Origin of the sequence: Nocardioides sp. cx-169 (assembly GCF_021083605.1) — a bacterium.
GTDB lineage: Bacteria > Actinomycetota > Actinomycetes > Propionibacteriales > Nocardioidaceae > Nocardioides.
On sequence record NZ_JAJNRO010000004.1, the window covers coordinates 1 to 19,793 of the forward strand.

17 protein-coding genes are annotated in these 19,793 nt (G+C 68.5%); 14 read left to right on the forward strand and 3 right to left on the reverse strand.

Annotation, left to right across the window (positions count from 1 at the left end):
- Positions 1-121 precede the first annotated feature (121 nt).
- From LRP67_RS05720 to LRP67_RS05730, 3 genes are read right to left on the reverse strand one after another with little or no spacing between them, the layout of a single operon-like run.
- Positions 122-1,270, reverse strand: a complete 1,149-nt coding sequence (locus tag LRP67_RS05720; RefSeq protein WP_231269227.1) for an ABC transporter substrate-binding protein — start codon at positions 1,268-1,270, stop codon at positions 122-124.
- 60 nt (positions 1,271-1,330) lie between these two features.
- Entirely contained in the window at positions 1,331-2,131 is an 801-nt protein-coding gene (locus LRP67_RS05725) for an ABC transporter permease (protein ID WP_231269228.1), read from the reverse strand.
- Entirely contained in the window at positions 2,128-2,868 is a 741-nt protein-coding gene (locus LRP67_RS05730) for an ABC transporter ATP-binding protein (RefSeq protein WP_231269229.1), read from the reverse strand. Before LRP67_RS05730 ends, LRP67_RS05725 begins: the two co-directional genes overlap by 4 nt.
- A 475-nt stretch (positions 2,869-3,343) precedes the next feature.
- On the opposite strand from LRP67_RS05730, the gene rplJ reads away from it, so the two are divergent.
- From rplJ to LRP67_RS05800, 14 genes are all read left to right on the forward strand, one after another.
- The gene (gene rplJ, locus LRP67_RS05735; protein ID WP_231269230.1) at positions 3,344-4,045 is read left to right on the forward strand and encodes a 50S ribosomal protein L10; all 702 of its coding nucleotides are present in this window, start codon (positions 3,344-3,346) and stop codon (positions 4,043-4,045) included.
- An 81-nt stretch (positions 4,046-4,126) separates the two neighbouring features.
- Positions 4,127-4,516: a 50S ribosomal protein L7/L12 gene (gene rplL, locus LRP67_RS05740; protein WP_231269231.1), complete on the forward strand. Its 390-nt coding sequence runs from the start codon at positions 4,127-4,129 to the stop codon at positions 4,514-4,516.
- Positions 4,517-4,843: 327 nt separating this feature from the next.
- On the forward strand, positions 4,844-5,797 hold the full coding sequence (locus tag LRP67_RS05745) for an ABC transporter ATP-binding protein (protein WP_231269232.1): 954 nt from the start codon (positions 4,844-4,846) through the stop codon (positions 5,795-5,797).
- Between the two features lie 16 nt (positions 5,798-5,813).
- Positions 5,814-6,596 carry an ABC transporter permease gene (locus LRP67_RS05750; RefSeq protein WP_231241531.1) on the forward strand — a complete coding sequence of 261 codons (783 nt, stop codon included), beginning with the start codon at positions 5,814-5,816 and terminating at the stop codon, positions 6,594-6,596.
- 1 nt (position 6,597) lies between these two features.
- A complete protein-coding gene (locus LRP67_RS05755; protein WP_231269233.1) occupies positions 6,598-7,425 on the forward strand; it encodes an ABC transporter permease in 828 nt (275 codons plus the stop codon).
- A gap of 4 nt (positions 7,426-7,429) precedes the next feature.
- Positions 7,430-8,713, forward strand: a complete 1,284-nt coding sequence (locus LRP67_RS05760) for an MCE family protein (protein WP_231269234.1) — start codon at positions 7,430-7,432, stop codon at positions 8,711-8,713.
- Complete coding sequence (locus tag LRP67_RS05765) at positions 8,713-9,747, forward strand: MCE family protein (RefSeq protein ID WP_231269235.1); 1,035 nt, start codon at positions 8,713-8,715, stop codon at positions 9,745-9,747. Before LRP67_RS05760 ends, LRP67_RS05765 begins: the two co-directional genes overlap by 1 nt.
- A complete protein-coding gene (locus LRP67_RS05770) occupies positions 9,744-10,709 on the forward strand; it encodes an MCE family protein (protein WP_231269236.1) in 966 nt (321 codons plus the stop codon). Before LRP67_RS05765 ends, LRP67_RS05770 begins: the two co-directional genes overlap by 4 nt.
- Positions 10,706-11,845, forward strand: coding sequence for an MCE family protein (locus tag LRP67_RS05775; protein ID WP_231269237.1), 1,140 nt, complete (start codon positions 10,706-10,708; stop codon positions 11,843-11,845). Before LRP67_RS05770 ends, LRP67_RS05775 begins: the two co-directional genes overlap by 4 nt.
- On the forward strand, positions 11,842-13,278 hold the full coding sequence (locus LRP67_RS05780) for an MCE family protein (RefSeq protein ID WP_231269238.1): 1,437 nt from the start codon (positions 11,842-11,844) through the stop codon (positions 13,276-13,278). Before LRP67_RS05775 ends, LRP67_RS05780 begins: the two co-directional genes overlap by 4 nt.
- Positions 13,275-14,531, forward strand: coding sequence for an MCE family protein (locus LRP67_RS05785; RefSeq protein WP_231269239.1), 1,257 nt, complete (start codon positions 13,275-13,277; stop codon positions 14,529-14,531). Before LRP67_RS05780 ends, LRP67_RS05785 begins: the two co-directional genes overlap by 4 nt.
- Positions 14,528-15,175 (forward strand): hypothetical protein, encoded by a 648-nt coding sequence (locus LRP67_RS05790; protein ID WP_231269240.1) that lies wholly within the window; start codon positions 14,528-14,530, stop codon positions 15,173-15,175. The genes LRP67_RS05785 and LRP67_RS05790 overlap by 4 nt, the downstream gene beginning before the upstream one ends.
- Positions 15,172-15,981 carry a J domain-containing protein gene (locus tag LRP67_RS05795; protein WP_231269241.1) on the forward strand — a complete coding sequence of 270 codons (810 nt, stop codon included), beginning with the start codon at positions 15,172-15,174 and terminating at the stop codon, positions 15,979-15,981. The genes LRP67_RS05790 and LRP67_RS05795 overlap by 4 nt, the downstream gene beginning before the upstream one ends.
- A gap of 237 nt (positions 15,982-16,218) precedes the next feature.
- Complete coding sequence (locus LRP67_RS05800; RefSeq protein ID WP_231269242.1) at positions 16,219-19,710, forward strand: DNA-directed RNA polymerase subunit beta; 3,492 nt, start codon at positions 16,219-16,221, stop codon at positions 19,708-19,710.
- Positions 19,711-19,793: the final 83 nt, after the last annotated feature.

Below are 19,793 nucleotides of genomic sequence, written 5' to 3' on the forward strand. Positions count from 1 at the left end.
GCGGGCCTGGGGGAGCGGCGCGGCCTGGGTGGCGGTCTGGGGGGTGGTGGGTGGGGGGGAGCCCCGCGCGGCCTGGTCGGCCGCGCGGGACTCCGTCGGGAGGCTGGTGGTCACGAGGCGCTCACCCGGCGCTGATCGAGGTGTCGATGAACTCGTTGGTCACCAGCGTCTCGGGCGTGGCGTCGGAGACGTCGCCCTTGCCGTACTCGTCGACGATGTCGATGAGGGTCTGGACCCGCTCGAGGTCGAACGTGCCCATGACGCCGTCCTCGCTGTCGCCGAGCACCCCCAGCTCGACGCCCGTCTTGTGGGCGTACTCGCCGCCTTCCAGGCTGTAGACCCACCCGGTGTCGTACTCCTTGACGAGCTCCACGACCAGCTCGTTGGTCGCCGACGCGTCGTTGATGTAGTCGACCTGCGCCTGCTGCATGATCGGCACGATCTCCTTGAGGCAGTCGGCCTCCTTCTCGTACGTCGCCGTGCTGACGGTCAGCGCCTGGAAGTACTCGGGGAAGCCGGTGTCGTGGATCAGCTGGCCCTTGACGGGCTTGCCCCACTCCGGGATCTCCTCCTCGTACATGAAGGGCTCGGCCGTGAGGAAGCCCGCCTCGGCGAGCTCGCCCTTCGCGCTCACGAACGCGGCCGGCTTGTTCTGGTCGCTGCGGTCGACCTGGTCCTCGTCGATGACCCCGGTGCCGACGAGGTAGTCGACCCAGACGTCCTCGGACGAGCCGACCGAGATGGGGGCGCCCGTGCCCTTGAGGTCCGCGATCGTCTCGACCTCGGGGTAGGTCTCCTCGTCCCAGTAGACGGCGTACGGGCTGATCGCCATCGAGGCCAGGACGCCGATGACCGGGGTGTCGGCCTGCGTGGCCATGTACTCGCCCACGCGGCCGTAGCCGAACATGATGTCGCGGTCCTGATAGATCAGGGACTGGGCGGACTGGAATCCGACGGAGGTGCCGCCGATGCGGATCTCGATGTTCACGCCGCTGTCCTCGCCGTCGACGATGAGCGGGCCGGTGACCGACTTGGCGTCGGCGTCGATCGTGTAGTCGTCGCCGATGAGCTTGTAGATGCCGCCGTGCTCTGCCTCGGGCTCCCAGTCGGCCTGGATCACCACGGTCTCGGGACAGACCTCGGCGAGGACTCCCTCACCGGTGGTGGTGGCGGTCGGCTCCTCGTCCGAGCCGCAGGCGGTCAGGACCAGGGAGCCGACGAGCAGGGTGGAGCCGACGGCCATGGACCGTCGGATGCCTGATGTTGTCATGGTGGGTTCCTTCGAGGTGGGGTGGCGGGCGGATGTGGCGGGACTGTCGGTCGGGCGCCGTCAGCGGGCCCCCCACGCGGGGGACCACTTTCCGACGATCCGGCGTCCGAGTGCGCCGAAGATGCAGAAGGCCGCGATGCCCAGCAGGCAGGCGACGATGACGGTGGCGAGCATCTCGGCGGACTGGAGCCGTGAGCTGTAGCGCTGGAGGAGCAGGCCCAGCCCGGTCTGCCCGCGACCGAAGAAGAAGTCGCCCACGGTCGCCCCCACGACGGCCAGGCCGGCCGCGGTCTGCAGACCGACGAAGACGTCGGGCAGGGCGGAAGGGAACTGGAGCTTCACGAGGCGGGTGAAGGAGTCGGCCCCGCCGAGCGTGAAGAGGTCGTGCAGGCCGCGGTCGGCGCCGAGCATGCCCTGAAGCGGGTTGATGATGAGCGGGAAGAGGCTGATGATCACGCAGACCACGACCCGGGCGAACATCTCGAAGCCGAACCAGAAGCCGATGACCGGCACGATCGCGAGGATCGGGACGGTCTGCAGCAGGATCGCGTAGGGATAGAGGGACCGCTCGATCCAGCGGGCCTGGACCATCGCGACGGCCAGGAGGAGCCCGATGCCGACCGAGATCGCCAGGCCGATGAGCGCCGCCTGGGCGGTGACCCACAGGGCATCGAGCATGTCGGCGCGGATCTCGGAGTCGAGGAAGCCCTCGGTGAGTACGTCGTGCGGCGGCGGCAGCAGGAACTTCTCGTCCTCGGCCAGCACCTGGTAGCTGACGAAGTACCAGATCCCGAGCATCACCGCGAAGACGGCCAGGGGCGGCACGACCGCGACGAGGACCTTCTTGACCGAGCGGTTCACGCGGCCGCCTCCAGGCACTTGGCGACCTTGCCGGCGAGCTCGGCGAACTCCAGCGTGTAGCGCAGGTCGAGGGATCGGGGGAACTCGAAGGGCACGTGGAACTCCTCGACGATTCGGCCGGGCCGAGCCGACATCACGACCACCCGGGTGGACAGGAAGACCGCCTCCTCGACCGAGTGGGTCACGAAGAGCCCCGCGAACGAGCGGTCGAGGAAGAGGTCCATCAGGACCAGGTTGAGTCGGCCGCGGGTGATCTCGTCGAGGGCGCCGAACGGCTCGTCGAAGAGGAAGACCTCGGGGTCGAGCACCAGCGAGCGGGCCACGCTGGTCCGCATCCGCATGCCCCCGGAGAGCTGGTGAGGGAGGTGGTCGGCGAAGTCGGTGAGCCCGACGGTCGCCAGCGCGCGATCGACCGCCGCGCGGATGCCGGCCTTGCTCATGCCTTGGAGCTCGGCCAGCAGCCCGACGTTGCGGCGTACCGTCCGCCACGGCATCAGCGTGGCGTCCTGGAAGACGTAGCCGACGCTGTCGGTGGCGAACTGGATGTCGCCCGATGTCGGCTTGTCCAGGCCCGACGCCAGGCGCAGGAGCGTCGACTTGCCGCAGCCGGACGGGCCGATGATCGACACGAGCTCCCCGCGGGAGACGCTGAGGTCGGTAGGGGCGAGCGCCTCGACGGACTCAAAGGTGCGCCCCACCTGGCGGAAGGCCACCAGGGGCTGAGAAGTGCTGGACATGCGGCGAGGTTAGAAGCGAAATCGGCCGTCTTCGCCCCGGTTTACGGCCTGTTTACTGCTCGTCACCGTTCTTCTCGGCGGTGTTACAAACACTGGGACAGGGGGACAGGCGCCGCTCAGGCGGGGCCGCATCATGTGGGCAGGACCGGTGCCTGCCCGCTCGCGTCGGGTGCTGCCGTCCTGACCCGGGAGCGACTCGGCGCAGCGCGGCGCTCGTACGTGCGCACGCCCACCGAGCCCGATTTGGTGCCGCCTCCCTCAGGCCGTAGAGTTCGTACCTGAATCCAGAGACCGCCGGTTGTCCGGCTGCATCAGCAGCCAGACCGAAGGTTCCGCAGCGATGTGGACGGCCTGCGCAGGTGACAGAGCAAGACCCGCGGCTCGCCGTGAAGTCCACGCCCTGAGCATCTGCGCTCAGGGCGTCCGTCATTTCGGCGGACCCGGCGCGGTGGTCTCCCAGTCCGGAAGGAGACCCATGGCGCGGGCAGATAGAGACGCCGCCGTCGCGGAGATCGTTGACTCGTTCAACGACGCCGCCGGTGCCGTGCTGACCGAGTACCGCGGTCTGACCGTCAAGGAGCTGCAGGACCTGCGCCGCTCCCTCGGTGAGAACGCCAACTACGCCGTGGTCAAGAACACGCTGGCCAAGATCGCCGCCAACCAGGTGGGCATCTCCGGCTTCGACGACCTGTTGACCGGCCCGACCGCCATCGCCTTCATCAGCGGTGACGTCGTCGAGGCGGCCAAGGGTCTGCGTGACTTTGCCAAGGCCAACCCCACCCTGGTCATCAAGGGCGGGGTCCTGGACGGCAACATCCTCGACGCGAAGGAGATCGGCAAGCTCGCCGACCTCGAGTCGCGCGAGGTGCTCCTGAGCAAGATGGCGGGCGCGATGCTCGCCTCCCTCAGCCAGGCCGTCTACCTGCTCAACGCCCCGCTCGCCCAGGCCGCCCGGCTCGCCGGTGCGCTCCAGGCGAAGGCCGAGCAGGACCCCTCGATCCTCGCAGGTGGTGCCGGTACTCCGGTCGCCGCCGAGGAGGCCCCGGAGGCAGCCGCTGCCGACGAGGCCCCCGCAGACGAGGCCGAGGCTCCGGCCGAGACCGACGAGGCCCCCGCGGCCGACGAGGCTCCCGCCGAGGCCGACACCTCCGATGAGGGCGAAGCCACCGAGTCCTGACCCAGGACCTCGGTACCCCACCACCTGAAACCAGGCTCGCCGCCAACACCGGCGGGCCACCGAATGGAAGGAACCGCCACCATGGCGAAGCTCAGCACCGACGAGCTGCTCGACGCGTTCAAGGAAATGACCCTCATCGAGCTCTCGGAGTTCGTGAAGCAGTTCGAGGAGACCTTCGGCGTGACCGCCGCTGCTCCCGTCGCGGTTGCGGCCGCCCCTGCTGCCGGCGCTGCCGGCGGTGGCGAGGAGGCTGTTGCTCAGGACGAGTTCGACGTCATCCTCGAGGCTGCCGGCGACAAGAAGATCAACGTCATCAAGGAGGTGCGCGCCCTGACCTCCCTCGGCCTGAAGGAGGCCAAGGAGCTGGTCGAGGCCGCGCCGAAGGCCGTCGTCGAGAAGGTCGACAAGGCCACCGCGGACAAGGCCAAGGAGGCGCTCGAGGGCGCCGGGGCCACCGTCACCCTGAAGTGATCCACCCGTTCGCCGGGGGCTGACACCAGCCCCCGCCGAGCGACTGCACCGCCACGATGGGCGGCCATCCCTCCGGGGGTGGCCGCCCTTCGCGCTTTCCCAGCATCGAGACTGGCGTGCTTCGGGGGCAGCCTCCCGCCTCAACCTGCGGGCTCCGCCGTTTGCCCAGGTGAGCCCGGGGGTAGTGCACCACCGGCGTGACGAGGAGCACAAAGCCGCGTAACCTCACCGCGGGAACACCGTTGTTACTCACGAGTGGGTCCGTGTGTGCACTGACGCGCTCCATCTGGGGACGGGCCGACTCGGTCCGAGGGGAAGAGAGACGACATGGGCGTGGAGATCAAGGTCGAGGACCTCACCAAGTCCTTCGGCAAGCAGCTGATCTGGGGCGACGTGACCCTCACCATCCCCGCCGGGGAGATCTGCGTGATGCTCGGCCCCTCCGGCACCGGCAAGTCGGTCTTCCTGAAGACCCTGATCGGCCTCCTCAAGCCCGACAAGGGCTCGATCGTCATCGAGGGCACCGACATCGCGACCTGCTCGGAGAAGGAGCTCTACGAGATCCGCAAGCTCTTCGGCGTGCTGTTCCAGGACGGCGCCATGTTCGGCTCGATGAACCTCTACGACAACGTCGCCTTCCCGCTGCGCGAGCACACGAAGAAGTCCGAGTCCGAGATCCGCGACATCGTCATGGAGAAGATGGACCTGGTCGGACTGCTCGGGGCCGAGGACAAGCTGCCGGGCGAGATCTCGGGGGGCATGCGCAAGCGCGCCGGCCTGGCCCGCGCACTCGTCCTGGATCCCGAGATCGTGCTCTTCGACGAGCCGGACTCCGGGCTGGACCCGGTCCGCACGTCGTTCCTCAACCAGCTGATCATCGACCTCAACGCACAGATCGACGCGACCTTCCTGATCGTCACCCACGACATCAACACCGCCCGCACGGTGCCCGACAACATCGGCCTGCTCTACCACAAGCACCTCGCCATGTTCGGCCCGCGCGAGATGCTGCTCAGCTCCGAGGAGCCGGTCGTACGCCAGTTCCTCAACGCCCAGCGCGTCGGGCCGATCGGCATGTCGGAGGAGAAGGACGCCGACGAGCTCGCGGCGGAGGAGGGCCAGGAGCTGCCGCCGCTGCCGCCGATCCCGATGCAGCAGGAGCCGTCCAACGGCATCCCCCGGCGCAGCCAGCGCGAGCCCGGAGCCTGGTGCCGGGACAACGGCGTGACGCCGCCCCCCGGCTCGTTCGAGCCGAACATGTCCATGGCTATCGGGACCTGAGGGAGACGACCACCTCGTGGCATCCACCGCGACCCGGGTACTCGCCCCGGTCGGCACCGCGGGCCAGCTCTTCGCCTTCGGTCTCGACGTCGGACGGGCGCTGTTCCGGCGACCCTTCCAGCTGCGCGAGTTCCTGCAGCAGGCCTGGTTCATCGCCTCGGTCACCATCATTCCGACGGCACTGGTCGCCATTCCCTTCGGCGCGGTCATCGCGCTGCAGGTCGGCGGCCTGATCAAGCAGTTCGGTGCCCAGTCCTTCACGGGATCGGCGTCGGTCCTGGCGGTGATCCAGCAGGCCGGGCCCATCGCGACGGCACTGCTCATCGCAGGTGCCGGCGGGTCGGCCATCGCCGCCGACCTCGGGGCGCGCAAGATCCGCGAGGAGCTCGACGCCATGATGGTGCTGGGCATCGACCCGATCCAGCGGCTCGTCGTCCCCCGCGTCCTCGCCTGCATGATGGTGGCGTTCTTCCTCAACGGCCTGGTCAGCGTCGTCGGCGTCGCCGGCGGCTACGTGTTCAACGTGGTCCTGCAGGACGGCACCCCAGGTGCCTACCTCGCCAGCTTCACCGCGCTCGCCCAGCTGCCGGACCTGTGGGTCGGCCTGCTCAAGGCGCTGGTCTTCGGGTTCATCGCCGCGATCGTGGCCGCCTACAAGGGGATGAACGCCGGCGGCGGGCCCAAGGGCGTGGGCGACGCGGTCAACGAGTCCGTGGTCATCACGTTCCTGCTGCTGTTCGTCGTCAACTTCGTCATGAGCACGATCTACCTCCAAGTCATCCCACCGAAGACGGGTTGACATGGCGAACATGAAGGCGGTCTACGAGAAGCCCCTCGGCTCCCTGAACGAGCTGGGTGGCCAGCTCGCGTTCTACCTCGGCGTGCTCCGTGCGATCCCCCGCTCGGTCAAGCGCTACCCCAAGGAGATCATGCGGATCCTGGCCGAGGTCACCCTCGGCTCCGGGTCGCTCGCCGTCATCGGCGGGACCGTCGGCGTCATCGCCGGCATGACGTTCTTCACCGGTGCGCAGGTGGGTCTCTCCGGGTACGCCGCCCTCAACCAGCTCGGCACCGCGGCGTTCTCCGGCTTCGTGTCCGCCTACTTCAACACGCGAGAGATCGCCCCGCTCGTCGCGGGCATCGCACTGGCAGCCACGGTCGGCTGTGGATTCACGGCCCAGCTCGGCGCCATGCGCATCTCCGAGGAGGTCGACGCCCTTGAGACGATGGCCATCCCCTCGATGCCGTTCCTCGTCGCCACGCGGGTCGTCGGCGGCCTGATCGCGATCATTCCGCTGTACGTCGTGGGGCTGCTGTCGTCGTACTTCGCGAGCCGGCTGATCGTCACCCAGTTCTACGGTCAGAGCTCGGGGACCTACGACTACTACTTCAACCAGTTCCTGCCACCGGGCGACGTGCTGTGGTCCTTCGGCAAGGTGCTGGTCTTCGCCGTCGTCGTGATCCTGATCCACTGCTACCACGGCTACAACGCCTCCGGCGGGCCGGCGGGCGTCGGCGTGGCCGTGGGCCGAGCCGTCCGCACGAGCATCGTCGCCATCAACGTCCTCGACCTGTTCCTGTCCATGGCCATCTGGGGCACCACCACCACCGTGAGACTGGCGGGGTGAGGGCATGAGGATCCTCGGCAACCACAAGGTCCTGGGCGTCGCCTTCCTGGCGCTGCTGGTCTTCGGCGTCTATGCGACCTACGCGGTGTTCACCAAGAAGTTCGTCGACTACGAGGAGGTCCGGCTCGAGACCTCCTCGATCGGCCTGCAGCTGCCCAGCCGGGCCGACGTCAAGATCCGCGGGGTCATCGTGGGCGAGGTGCTGGAGACCCGGACCCGCGCGGACGGCGCGGAGCTCACCTTGGGCATCTTCCCGGAGAAGATGGACACCATCCCCGCCAACGTCACCGGCTCGATCGTGCCGAAGACGCTCTTCGGTGAGAAGTACGTCAGCCTGGAGATCCCGGACAGCGGCCCCGAGGGCCGGCTGCGCACCGACGCCGTCATCGACCGCACCGCGGTCAGCACCGAGGTCGAGCAGGTGCTGTCCGACCTCTACCCGCTGCTGCGCGCCGTACAGCCCGCCGAGCTCAACATGACGCTCAACGCCGTCGCCACTGCCCTCGAGGGCCGAGGCGAGCTGATCGGCGAGAACCTCGAGACCGTCGATGCCTACCTCAAGCGGCTCAACCCGCAGATCCCCGGCCTCGTGGAGGACCTGCGGCTGACCGCGCAGGTCTCCGACGTCTACAGCGACGTGCTGCCCGAGGTGGCCCAGATCCTGGAGGACACCGTCACCACCACCGGCACGCTCGAGGACCGCGCCCCCCAGCTCAACGCGCTCTTCACGGAGGTGGCGTCCTTCTCCGACACCGCGCGGGGCTTCCTCGCCGAGAACGGCGACAACATCACGCGGCTCGCCGACGTGGGCTCCCAGCAGCTGCGGGTGCTGGCCAGGTACGCCAAGGTGTTCCCCTGCCTGACCTCCGGCATCGTCAAGGCCGGCAAGCTCCAGGCGGAGGCGTTCCGCGGTTTCACGCTGCACATCGTGCTGGAGACGCTGCCGCGCCAGCCGCGTGCCTACGGACCGCAGGACAAGCCGCGGATCGCCGAGGACCGCGGCCCCGACTGCCTGAGCCTGCCCAACCCGCCCTGGAGCCAGGCCAACCCGTTGCGCAACCAGCCGGACCTCGACGACGGGGTCGACGAGCCCACCGGCAAGGGCACCTCGCGCGTATCGCCCGGCTACTTCTTCGACGGGGCCGGCGAACCGGGCAGCGTCGAGGAGTCCGACCTGCTCAAGGAGCTGATCGGCCCCGGCTTCGGAGTCCCTGCCTCCGAGGTGTCCGACCTCAGCGTCCTGCTCGTCGCGCCGATGGCGCGCGGCGCGGAAGTGAGCCTGCGCTGATGCCCCGCCTCGACAAGCGCACCACCGGTGACCTGGTCAAGCTCCTGGTCTTCATGGTCGTCACGACGCTGGCGACCGGCGTCCTCGTGATCACCATCGGCAACCTCTCGTTCGGGGGCTCGCGCGACTACCGCGCGGTGTTCGTCGACGCGACCGGCGTGGTCAAGGGCGACGACATCCGCATCGCCGGGGTCAAGGTCGGCACCGTCAAGGACGTCGAGATCATCGACCGGACGCGGGCGCGGGTGTCGTTCACGGTCGAGGACGAGACCCGCCTCACCGAGTCCACCCACGCCCAGATCAAGTACCGAAACCTCGTCGGCCAGCGCTACATCTCGCTGACCCAGCAGGTCGGGAACGACGCGGTGCTCGACGAGGGCGACACGATCCCCGTGGATCGCACCTCGCCCGCCCTGGACCTCACCGTGCTGTTCAACGGGTTCAAGCCGCTGTTCGAGGCGCTCTCGCCCGACGACGTCAACAAGCTGTCCTACGAGATCGTCCAGGTCTTCCAGGGCGAGGGTGGGACGCTCGAGAGCCTTCTGGGCAACACGGCCACCATCACCACGACGTTGGCGGCGCGCGACCAGGTCATCGGCGACCTGATCACCAACCTGAATCTGGTGCTCGACAACCTCGCCGACCGCGACGACCAGCTGACCGACCTGATCAAGACCTTCCGGGTGTTCGTCTCCGGCCTCAACCAGGACCGCGACGCGATCCTGGACTCCCTCGACCAGATCTCGGCGCTCTCGGTCGAGACCGCGGGCCTGGTGGAGGACGTCCGCCCGCCGTTCGTCCAGGACATCAAGCAGCTGCGCCGCTTCGCCACCAACGTGGCCCGCAACAAGGGCGAGCTGGATCGGGCCCTGCAGGTGCTGCCGATCAAGCTGGAGAAGGTCGGCCGCACCGCGATCTACGGGTCGTGGTTCAACTTCTACCTCTGCAACTTCCGGGGCCAGGTCCGTCTGCCGGGCATCGCCCCACTCCAGCTCGACTACGACACCGCAGCCGCGAGGTGTGATCTCGGATGAAGCCCTTCCGCGAACGCAACCCGGTCGTCATCGGGGCCGTCAGCATCACCGTCCTGGTGCTGATGCTGGTCGCCGCCTTCCGGGCCCAGGACCTGCCGCTGATCGGCGGCGGTGACACCTACTACGCCTCCTTCGCCGAGGCGGGCGGACTCAAGGCCAACGACGAGGTTCGCATCGCCGGCGTCCGCGTCGGGAAGGTGGAGGCGGTCGAGCTCGCCGGTGACCACGTCCGGGTCACGTTCCGGGTGAAGACCGACTCCCACTTCGGCAACCAGACGGGCGCGGCGATCAAGGTCAAGACGCTGCTGGGCGCGATGTTCCTGGCGCTCGAGCCGGCGGGGAAGGGCCAACTCGACGACGGCAGCGAGATCCCGGTGGAGCGCACGAGCTCGCCGTACGACGTGGTCGAGGCCTTCTCGGGTCTCGCGGAGACCTCCTCCGACATCGACACCGACCAGCTGGCTGCCTCGCTGAGCACGCTGGCCGACCTCACCCGCAACACCCCGGAGGAGTTCCGCACCGCCCTCGACGGCGTCTCCGCGCTGTCGCGCACGGTCGCCTCGCGCGACGCCCAGATCAACACGCTGCTGCAGAACCTCGACCGGGTCTCGACGGTCCTGGACGAGCGTGACCAGGACATCGTCGGGCTGATGCGCGACTCCGACGTCCTCTTCCGGGCGCTCGTGGCCCGGCGGGAGGCCGTGCACGACCTGCTGGTCTCGACCTCGACGCTCTCGAAGGAGCTGACCCTGCTGGTGCAGCAGACCCGCCAGGACCTCAAGCCCGCGCTGCAGAAGCTCGAGGAGGTGGTCGACGTGCTCAACAAGAACGAGGACAACCTCGACAACAGCCTGCGGCTGATGGCGCCCTTCTACCGGGTGTTCGCCAACACCCTCGGGAGCGGGCCGTGGTTCGACACCTACATCCAGAACCTGCCTCCCGTCGGGACCCCGTCGCTGTGACCGCACTCAAGAAGTACCTCGTCCCCCTGGTCGTGCTCGTCCTCGTGGCTGCCGCCGTTCTCGCCATGACCGGCGGGGACGACCAGAAGCGACTGGTCGCCCACTTCCCGCGCACGATCTCGGTCTACGAGGGCAGCGAGGTGCGCGTCCTGGGGGTCCCGATCGGCCGGGTCGAGAGCGTCAAGCCGTCGGGCACCGACGTCGAGGTCACGATGGCCTACGACGCGAAGGTCAAGGTCCCTGCCGATGCGCGCGCCGTCATCGTCGCTCCCTCGATCGTCGGCGATCGCTACATCCAGCTGACCCCCGTCTACACCGAGGGCGAGGTGTTGGCCGACGACAGCGTGCTCGAGGGGGAGCGTACGGCGGTGCCGCTGGAGCTGGACCAGATCTACTCGAGCCTGGACCGGCTCACCGTCGCCCTGGGCCCGGACGGCGCCAACGCCCAGGGGTCGCTGAGCGACCTGCTGGAGGTCACCGCCGAGAACTTCGGAGGCCAGGGCGAGCAGCTCAACCAGACCATCGAGGACTTCAGCACCCTCACCTCCACCCTGGACAACAACAAGGAGGAGCTGTTCGGCTCCGCGGAGCGGCTCGGCAACTTCATCGAGACCCTGGCCGACAACGACGCCACGGTCCAGAGCTTCAACAGCTCCTTGAGCTCGGTGTCGACGATGCTGTCCGGCGAGCGTCAGGAGCTGGCGGCCTCACTGCGCAACCTGTCCGTCGCGCTGGGGGAGGTCGGCACTTTCGTGCGCGACAACCGGACCGTGCTGGGGCGCAACATCAAGAAGGTCAACCGGGTCGCGAAGGTGCTGGTCAAGCAGCGGGCCGCCCTCGATGAGACGCTCAAGCTCGCCCCGCTGGCGCTGAACAACCTGGCGCTCACCTACAACCCCGACGCCGGCACTCTCGACACCAACGCCAACATCGGCAACCTCGTGCACGAGATCACCAACAACCCCACGCTGCTGCTCTGCAGCCTCATCGGCGAGGCGGACCCCGACGGGGAGCTGTGCGACCTGATCGAGGGGCTGCCCCTACCGCGCAACGCCCCGTTCGGCGCTGGGACCGGCACCGGTTACGGTGCCGCCTTCGACCCCACCCTGGGCGGTCTCGTGAAGGTGGACCAGTGAGGGGCCGGCTGCGGCTGCTGGTCGCGCTCGTCTTCGGCAGCCTGCTGCTGACCGCGTGCGACTTCGACGTCTACGACCTCCCCCTGCCCGGCGGCACGAGCGCCGGGGACGACGCGATCGTCGTCCAGGTGATGTTCGCCGACGTCCTCGACCTGGTGCCGCAGTCCACGGTCAAGGTCAACGACGTCTCCGTCGGTCAGGTCACCGAGGTGGAGCTCGCCGGCGAGGTGGCCAAGGTGACGATCGAGCTGCGCAACGACACCGAGCTCCCGGACCAGCCGATCGCCGAGATCCGCCAGACCAGCCTGCTCGGCGAGAAGTTCGTCTCCCTCAAGCCGCCCGAGGGCGGCGGCAGCGGCCAGCTCTCCACCGGCGACGTGATCCCGCTGGAGCGCTCCGGTCGCAACCCGGAGGTCGAGGAGGTCCTCGGTGCCCTCAGCCTGCTGCTCAACGGCGGCGGGGTGGCCCAGCTCAACACGATCACCCAGGAGCTCAACCTCGCCCTGGAGGGCCGCGAGGACAGCGCCCGGTCGGTCCTCACCCAGGTCGACGAGCTGATGGGTCAGCTCGCGACCAACAAGGACAACATCGTGGACGCGATCGAGTCGCTCAACCGGCTCTCGATCTCCGCCGACCGGCAGAAGGGCGCCATCAACTCCGCGCTCGCCGAGCTGCCGAGCGCCGTCACCTCGCTCGACAAGCAGCGCGGCGACCTGGTGAAGATGCTCCAGGCGCTCAACCGGCTCGGAGACGTGGGAGTGGATGTCATCCGCTCGTCGAAGGAGGCCACGGTCGACTCGATCCGCCAGCTCCAGCCGGTGCTGACGCAGCTGGCCAACTCCGGCGACGACTTCGTCAAGGCGTTCAACGTCTTCCTGACGTACCCGTTCGTCGACGAGGTCGTGGGGCGCGACCCGCAGGTCGCGCGCAACCTGCACATGGGCGACTACACCAACCTGTCCATCACCCTCGACATCGACCTGACGGGGGAGGTCCCCGGCATCCCCGTGCCCGGCCTTCCGTGCACGCCTCTGGGGGACCTGCCCGACACCGGCCCCCTCCCGGATCTGGAGGAGCTCTGCGCCGACGCCAACGCGGCGATCCAGCAGTGCCTGCAGAACCCCACGGTGCAGAACTGCGCCGCCCTTCCGGGATCGGTCGTCCAGGCCGTGTGCAAGCAGGTCCCGATCCCGGGCCTGTGCCCCGGCGGTGGCGGTGGCGGTGGCGGTGGCGGCATCCCGAGCATCCCCGGCCTCCCCGAGCTCCCCGGCCTCCCCGAGCTCCCGGGCCTGCCCGGCGGTCTCGGCGGTCTGGGGCGCCCGGGCTTCGACCCCGAGGGCGGCGCCGCCCGCGGACCGACGATGGGACAGCTCATGGAGCACTACGACCCGGCGCTCGTCTCCCTGCTCGTCCCGGGACTGGTGGTCCGATGATCACCCGGCGCACCAAGGCCCAGCTGCTGGTCTTCGTGATCATCACGCTCCTCGGCGTGACCTATGTCGGCGCGCGCTACGCCAAGCTGGACCGCCTCGTGGTCGACGACAGCTACACCGTCGTGGCGCACTTCCCGGAGTCCGGAGGGATCTTCGCCGGTGGCGAGGTGAACTACCGCGGCGTCAAGGTCGGGCGGGTCGACAAGCTCGTGCTCACCGACCAGGGCGTCGACGTGCACCTCGGCATCGAGAACGACTTCGACGAGATCCCCGCCGAGACCCTGGCCGTCGTCGGCAACCGTTCCGCCGTGGGGGAGCAGTACGTCGAGCTGCAGCCGAAGGTCGACGACGGCCCGTACCTGGAGGGGGACTCCGAGATCGACGAGGCCGACACCCGGCTGCCGATCTCGACCAACCAGCTGCTCACGAACCTGTCGAACACCGTCGCCTCTGTCGACACCGACGACCTGCGCACGACCGTGGACGAGTTCGGGCTGGCCTTCTCGGGTGCAGGGCAGGACCTGCAGCGGATCATCGACTCCGGCACCTCGTTCATCGAGGTCGCCAACGAGAACTTCGACGTGACCAGCCGGCTGATCGAGGACAGCAACGTCGTGCTGCGCGGCCAGCTGCGCTCGGAGAGCGCCCTTCGCAACTTCGCGCGCGAGCTCTCGCGCTTCAGCGGCACCCTCGCCGCGTCCGACGCTGACCTGCGCCAGCTGATCGAGGACGGCTCCGCCACGGCGGCCGAGCTGAGGTCGTTCCTCGAGGAGAACGAGGTCGAGCTCGGCAGCCTGATCAACAACGTGCTCACCACCGGTGAGGTCGTCGTCAAGCACCTCAACGGGATCGCCCATGTGCTGGTGGTCTACCCCTACGTGGTCGAGGGCGGCTTCACTGTCGTCTCCAAGTCGCCCTCGGGGCTCTACGACGCCCACTTCGGCCTGATCCTCACCAACACGCCGGTGTGCCACGAAGGCTATGAGGGCACTGAGCGGCGAACGCCACAGGACCGCGACGACCTGCCGATGAACGAGAACGCCCGGTGCGCCGAGCCGGCGAGCAAGAGCAACGCCCGCGGCTCCCAGAACCTCAACCGGGTCGTGGCCACCTTCGATCAGGAGACCGGCGAGCTCGAGTGGGGCTCGCGGGCCGCCCAGCCTGAGGGGAGCGGTAGCGTGGCTCCGCCGGCCCTCGGAGAGGATTCGTGGAAGTGGCTCTACCTTCAGCCGCTGACGTCATCTCGCCGGTGACCGACAGCAGCGAGAACCGTCCGCCGGACCGCCACTCGACGCCTCGCCAGGCGCTCGATCGCGCGCTGGTCCCCGTCCTGGTGCTGGTCATCGTGGGGTGCCTCGCCTCCTTCGCGGTCTTGCTGGTGACCGGCTCCCGTGCGCCCGAGGGCGCCTCCCTGGGTGGTCGGGTGTCCGCCTTGTTCGGCGCCGACGACCCCCTCGTGGCGGAGCGCGAGAAGGCGATGTCGCAGGCCCAGCAGTTCGTGCTCCGGGTGCACACCTACGGCCCCCAGCTCCTGGACGAGAAGAACGCCATGCCGGAGTACCGCAAGCTGGTCACCGAGGTGATGACCCCCAAGTTCGGAGCCGGCTTCGAGGAGCAGGCGGGCCTCGCGGAGGCGACCGTCGCGCAAGCCGGCGTCGCGCGCGTGGCCGAGGTGTTCTCCTACGCGACCTCCAGCATCGACTCCGACTCCGCGCAGGTCCTGGTGGCGGGGTCGTTCACCACCTCCTACCCCGACCCCAAGAACGCCGACAAGCGGATCGCGACCGACGCCATCCCGTTCCGCTACGAGGTGTCGCTGAAGAGGATCGAGGGCGACTGGCTGGTCGACGACTTCAAGGACCTCACCGGTGAGCCCGAGCAGGAGGCGGCGCCGTGACCCCGAACTGGTACGACCTGCTGGACGTGGACCGCGACGCCACGACCGAGGAGATCCGGGCCGCCTGGAGGTCGGCCATCGCCGACCTGGAGCCCGACGATCGCCGCTTCCGCGTCTACAACGAGGCCGGGGCCGTGCTCCTGGACCCCGAGCGGCGGGCGGCGTACGACGCCACCCTCCCGCAGGACGAAGACCAGGCTCACGAGGGCCACGAGGAGGCTGCCGGCGCGGCGCCGGACGTCCGAGCCGACACAGAGGCGGAGAAGCTGCCTGAGGATGGGCCGCAGGACACCGCGGAGCCCGAGGGCGAGCGGTCGGGCGACGACCGGAGGGCGGGCGCGCGGCTCTGGCTCACCGCCGTGCTGGCCGTCGTGGCGCTGGCGCTGGTCGCCGCCAGCGTCTACGCGTGGACCCGACCCGCGCCCGTCGACGAGGACGCCGCGCGCGCTGCCGCCCGCGCGGCGGTCGTCCCGGTCCTGTCCTACGACTACCGCACGCTGGACGAGGACGCCGCGACCGCCGGCTCCTACATGACGCCGCGCGTCCGCAAGGACTACGACGACACCATGCAGGTGATCAAGGACAACGCACCCCAGACCAAGACCGTCGTGCGCGTCGAGGAGCCGCTCGCCGACGGCGTCGTCAGGTCCAGCGAGGACCGGGTCGACGTCCTGCTCTACGTCAACATGCCGACCACCAACGCGCAGGGAGCGCGCACGTACCGCAACCAGGTCACCCTGCGGATGGTGCTCGCCGATGGCGAGTGGCTGGTCGACGACTTCACGACCAACCTGACCCAGCGGTAGCCCCTGGGGGGAGCGAATCGACAGGCGCGCGGCGGTGGTGCTTGACCTGAGGACCGCGGGAGCGCATGATCCTCGGCGACGCTCATCGTTGCGGTGCATGCAGAGGTTGTTGTGTGCCCTCGTTTAGTGTATCGTGGCGCATTGCGCCTGCCCTCAAATACTTGTCATCCTGCCCGGTGGTTGAGCCTGTGGTGGGTGGGCGCGTCTCTCACACAGCGACACGTCGAAGGACAACTCTTGGCCGCGCGCAGCACTTCCGGTAACTCCCGCCGCATCTCTTTCGCAAAGATCGAAGAGCCTCTCGAGGTTCCTCAGCTCCTCTCACTTCAGACCGACGCCTTCGACTGGCTGATCGGCAACGAGAAGTGGGACGCCGTCGTCGAGCGCCGACGCGCCGAGGGCGAGGACGTCTCCGCCAAGTCCGGCCTCACCGAGATCTTCGAGGAGATCTCGCCGATCGAGGACTTCTCCGAGACGATGTCCCTCGCCTTCGAGAACCCGGTCTTCTACGACCCCAAGTACACCGTCGACGAGTGCAAGGAGAAGGACTTCACCTACTCCGCTCCGCTCTACGTGTCGGCGGAGTTCACCAACAACGACACCGGCGAGATCAAGGGCCAGACGGTCTTCATGGGCGACTTCCCGCTCATGACGCCCAAGGGCACCTTCGTCATCAACGGCACCGAGCGCGTCGTCGTCTCGCAGCTCGTCCGCTCGCCGGGCGTCTACTTCGAGCGCACCGCCGACAAGACGTCCGACAAGGACATCTACACCGCCAAGCTGATCCCCTCGCGCGGCGCGTGGCTCGAGTTCGAGATCGACAAGCGCGACCTGGTCGGCGTCCGCCTGGACCGCAAGCGCAAGCAGAACATCACGGTCCTGCTCAAGGCCCTCCAGGCCGTCGCCGAGGACATCGGCGAGGAGTACGACTACGACGCCGTCATGGCCGAGCTGCGCCAGTACGAGTCGATCCAGCTCACCGAGGAGAAGGACCACACCCAGGGTCCCGACGACGCGCTGCTCGACATCTACCGCAAGCTGCGCCCGGGCGAGCCGCCCACGCGCGAGGCCGCGCTGACGCTGCTGAAGAACTACTACTTCAACCCCAAGCGTTACGACCTCGCCAAGGTCGGTCGCTACAAGATCAACAAGAAGCTCGGTCTGGTCGAGGCCTTCGACCACCAGACGCTGACGATCGCCGACGTCGTGGCCGCCATCCGCTACATCGTGGCGCTGCACGACGGCCGTGAGCAGCTCGAGACGCCCCAGGGCACCCTCGACATCGGCGCCGACGACATCGACCACTTCGGCAACCGCCGCATGCGCACGGTCGGCGAGCTCATCCAGAACCAGCTCCGCACCGGCCTGGCCCGCATGGAGCGCGTGGTCCGCGAGCGGATGACGACGCAGGACGTCGAGGCGATCACGCCGCAGTCCCTGATCAACATCCGCCCCGTGGTCGCGGCGCTGAAGGAGTTCTTCGGCACCTCGCAGCTCTCGCAGTTCATGGACCAGACCAACCCGATCTCCGGCCTGACGCACAAGCGGCGCCTCTCGGCGCTCGGTCCCGGCGGTCTGTCTCGTGACCGTGCCGGCATGGAGGTCCGCGACGTCCACCCCTCGCACTACGGCCGCATGTGCCCGATCGAGACCCCGGAAGGCCCCAACATCGGCCTGATCGGCTCGCTCGCGTCCTACGGGCGGATCAACCCGTTCGGCTTCGTCGAGACGCCGTACCGCAAGGTCGAGAACGGCAAGGTCACCGACAAGATCGACTACCTCACCGCCGACGACGAGGACCGTTACGTCATCGCGCAGGCCAACGCGGCGCTCGACAAGAACGGCAAGTTCGTCGAGGAGCGGGTGCTGGTCCGCCAGCGCTTCGGTGAGGTCTCGGAGATCCTGGCCGACGAGGTCGACTACATGGACGTCTCGCCGCGCCAGATGGTGTCGGTCGCGACCGCCCTGATCCCGTTCCTCGAGCACGACGATGCCAACCGCGCGCTCATGGGCGCCAACATGCAGCGCCAGGCCGTGCCGCTCATCACGAGCGACTCGCCCCTGGTCGGCACGGGCATCGAGTACCGCGCCGCGGTCGACGCCGGCGACGTGGTCGTGGCCGACAAGGCCGGTGTGGTCAAGGACGTCTCCGCCGAGGTCATCGAGACGATGAACGACGACGGCACGTACTCGACGTACAAGCTGGCCAAGTTCAAGCGCTCCAACCAGGGCACCTGCATCAACCAGCGTCCGCTGGTGGCCGAGGGCGACAAGCTCGAGGTCGGCACCCCGATCGCGGACGGCCCGTGCACCGACAACGCCGAGATGGCGCTCGGCACGAACCTGCTCGTCGCGTTCATGCCCTGGCAGGGTCACAACTACGAGGACGCGATCATCCTCAGCCAGCGTCTGGTGCAGGAGGACGTCCTCACCTCGATCCACATCGAGGAGCACGAGGTCGACGCCCGGGACACCAAGCTGGGCCCCGAGGAGATCACCCGCGACATCCCCAACGTCTCCGAGGAGATGCTGGCCGACCTCGACGAGCGCGGGATCATCCGCATCGGCGCCGAGGTCACCACGGGCGACATCCTGGTCGGCAAGGTCACGCCCAAGGGCGAGACCGAGCTCACCCCCGAGGAGCGCCTGCTCCGCGCGATCTTCGGCGAGAAGGCGCGCGAGGTGCGCGACACCTCGATGAAGGTGCCCCACGGTGAGTCCGGCACGGTCATCGGCGTGCGGGTCTTCGACCGCGAGGACGGCGACGAGCTGCCCCCGGGCGTCAACCAGCTGGTGCGGGTCTACGTCGCCCAGAAGCGCAAGATCTCGGTGGGCGACAAGCTCGCCGGTCGCCACGGCAACAAGGGCGTCATCGCGAAGATCCTGCCGATCGAGGACATGCCGTTCATGGAGGACGGCACCCCGGTCGACGTGGTCCTCAACCCGCTCGGCGTGCCGCGACGGATGAACATCGGTCAGATCCTCGAGCTCCACCTCGGCTGGCTCGCCAAGCAGGGCTGGGACCTGGACTTCGCGGACGACAAGTCCGACGCCGACTGGAAGCAGCGCCTGATCAGGATCCACGCGGACAAGGCCGCCCCCAACACCAAGGTGGCGACGCCGGTGTTCGACGGCGCCCGCGAGGACGAGATCACGGGCCTGCTGGGCGCCACCACGCCCAACCGCGACGGTGTGCGGATGATCGGCGAGTCCGGCAAGGCGAACCTGTTCGACGGCCGCTCCGGCGAGCCGTTCGCGGACCCCGTCTCGGTCGGCTACATGTACATCCTCAAGCTGCACCACCTCGTGGACGACAAGATCCACGCGCGCAGCACCGGCCCCTACTCGATGATCACGCAGCAGCCCCTGGGCGGTAAGGCCCAGTTCGGTGGCCAGCGGTTCGGCGAGATGGAGGTCTGGGCGATGGAGGCCTACGGCGCCGCCTACGCCCTGCAGGAGCTGCTCACGATCAAGTCCGACGACGTGCCCGGTCGCGTCAAGGTCTACGAGGCGATCGTCAAGGGCGAGAACATCCCCGACTCCGGCATTCCCGAGTCGTTCAAGGTGCTCGTCAAGGAGATGCAGTCGCTCTGCCTGAACGTCGAGGTGCTCAGCCAGGACGGCACGCAGATCGAGCTCCGTGACGCGGAGGAGGACGTCTTCCGCGCCGCCGAGGAGCTCGGGATCGACCTGTCGCGCCGCGAGCCCAGCTCGGTCGAAGAGGTGTGAGTCGCCGGCGCCCCTCCACCGCGAGGGGCGCCGGCCTCCGCCCCCCATTCTCTTTAACTTTTAAGTACTACGAAGGGTTGCAG

What these genes read in the sequence shown, in the direction of transcription:
- LRP67_RS05720 (WP_231269227.1), bottom strand. Translation starts at nt 1,270, where the DNA reads ATGACAACATCAGGCATCCGACGGTCCATGGCCGTCGGCTCCACCCTG.
- LRP67_RS05730 (WP_231269229.1), bottom strand. Translation starts at nt 2,868, where the DNA reads ATGTCCAGCACTTCTCAGCCCCTGGTGGCCTTCCGCCAGGTGGGGCGC.
- rplJ (WP_231269230.1), top strand. Translation starts at nt 3,344, where the DNA reads ATGGCGCGGGCAGATAGAGACGCCGCCGTCGCGGAGATCGTTGACTCG.
- rplL (WP_231269231.1), top strand. Translation starts at nt 4,127, where the DNA reads ATGGCGAAGCTCAGCACCGACGAGCTGCTCGACGCGTTCAAGGAAATG.
- LRP67_RS05745 (WP_231269232.1), top strand. Translation starts at nt 4,844, where the DNA reads ATGGGCGTGGAGATCAAGGTCGAGGACCTCACCAAGTCCTTCGGCAAG.
- LRP67_RS05755 (WP_231269233.1), top strand. Translation starts at nt 6,598, where the DNA reads ATGGCGAACATGAAGGCGGTCTACGAGAAGCCCCTCGGCTCCCTGAAC.
- LRP67_RS05760 (WP_231269234.1), top strand. Translation starts at nt 7,430, where the DNA reads ATGAGGATCCTCGGCAACCACAAGGTCCTGGGCGTCGCCTTCCTGGCG.
- LRP67_RS05765 (WP_231269235.1), top strand. Translation starts at nt 8,713, where the DNA reads ATGCCCCGCCTCGACAAGCGCACCACCGGTGACCTGGTCAAGCTCCTG.
- LRP67_RS05770 (WP_231269236.1), top strand. Translation starts at nt 9,744, where the DNA reads ATGAAGCCCTTCCGCGAACGCAACCCGGTCGTCATCGGGGCCGTCAGC.
- LRP67_RS05785 (WP_231269239.1), top strand. Translation starts at nt 13,275, where the DNA reads ATGATCACCCGGCGCACCAAGGCCCAGCTGCTGGTCTTCGTGATCATC.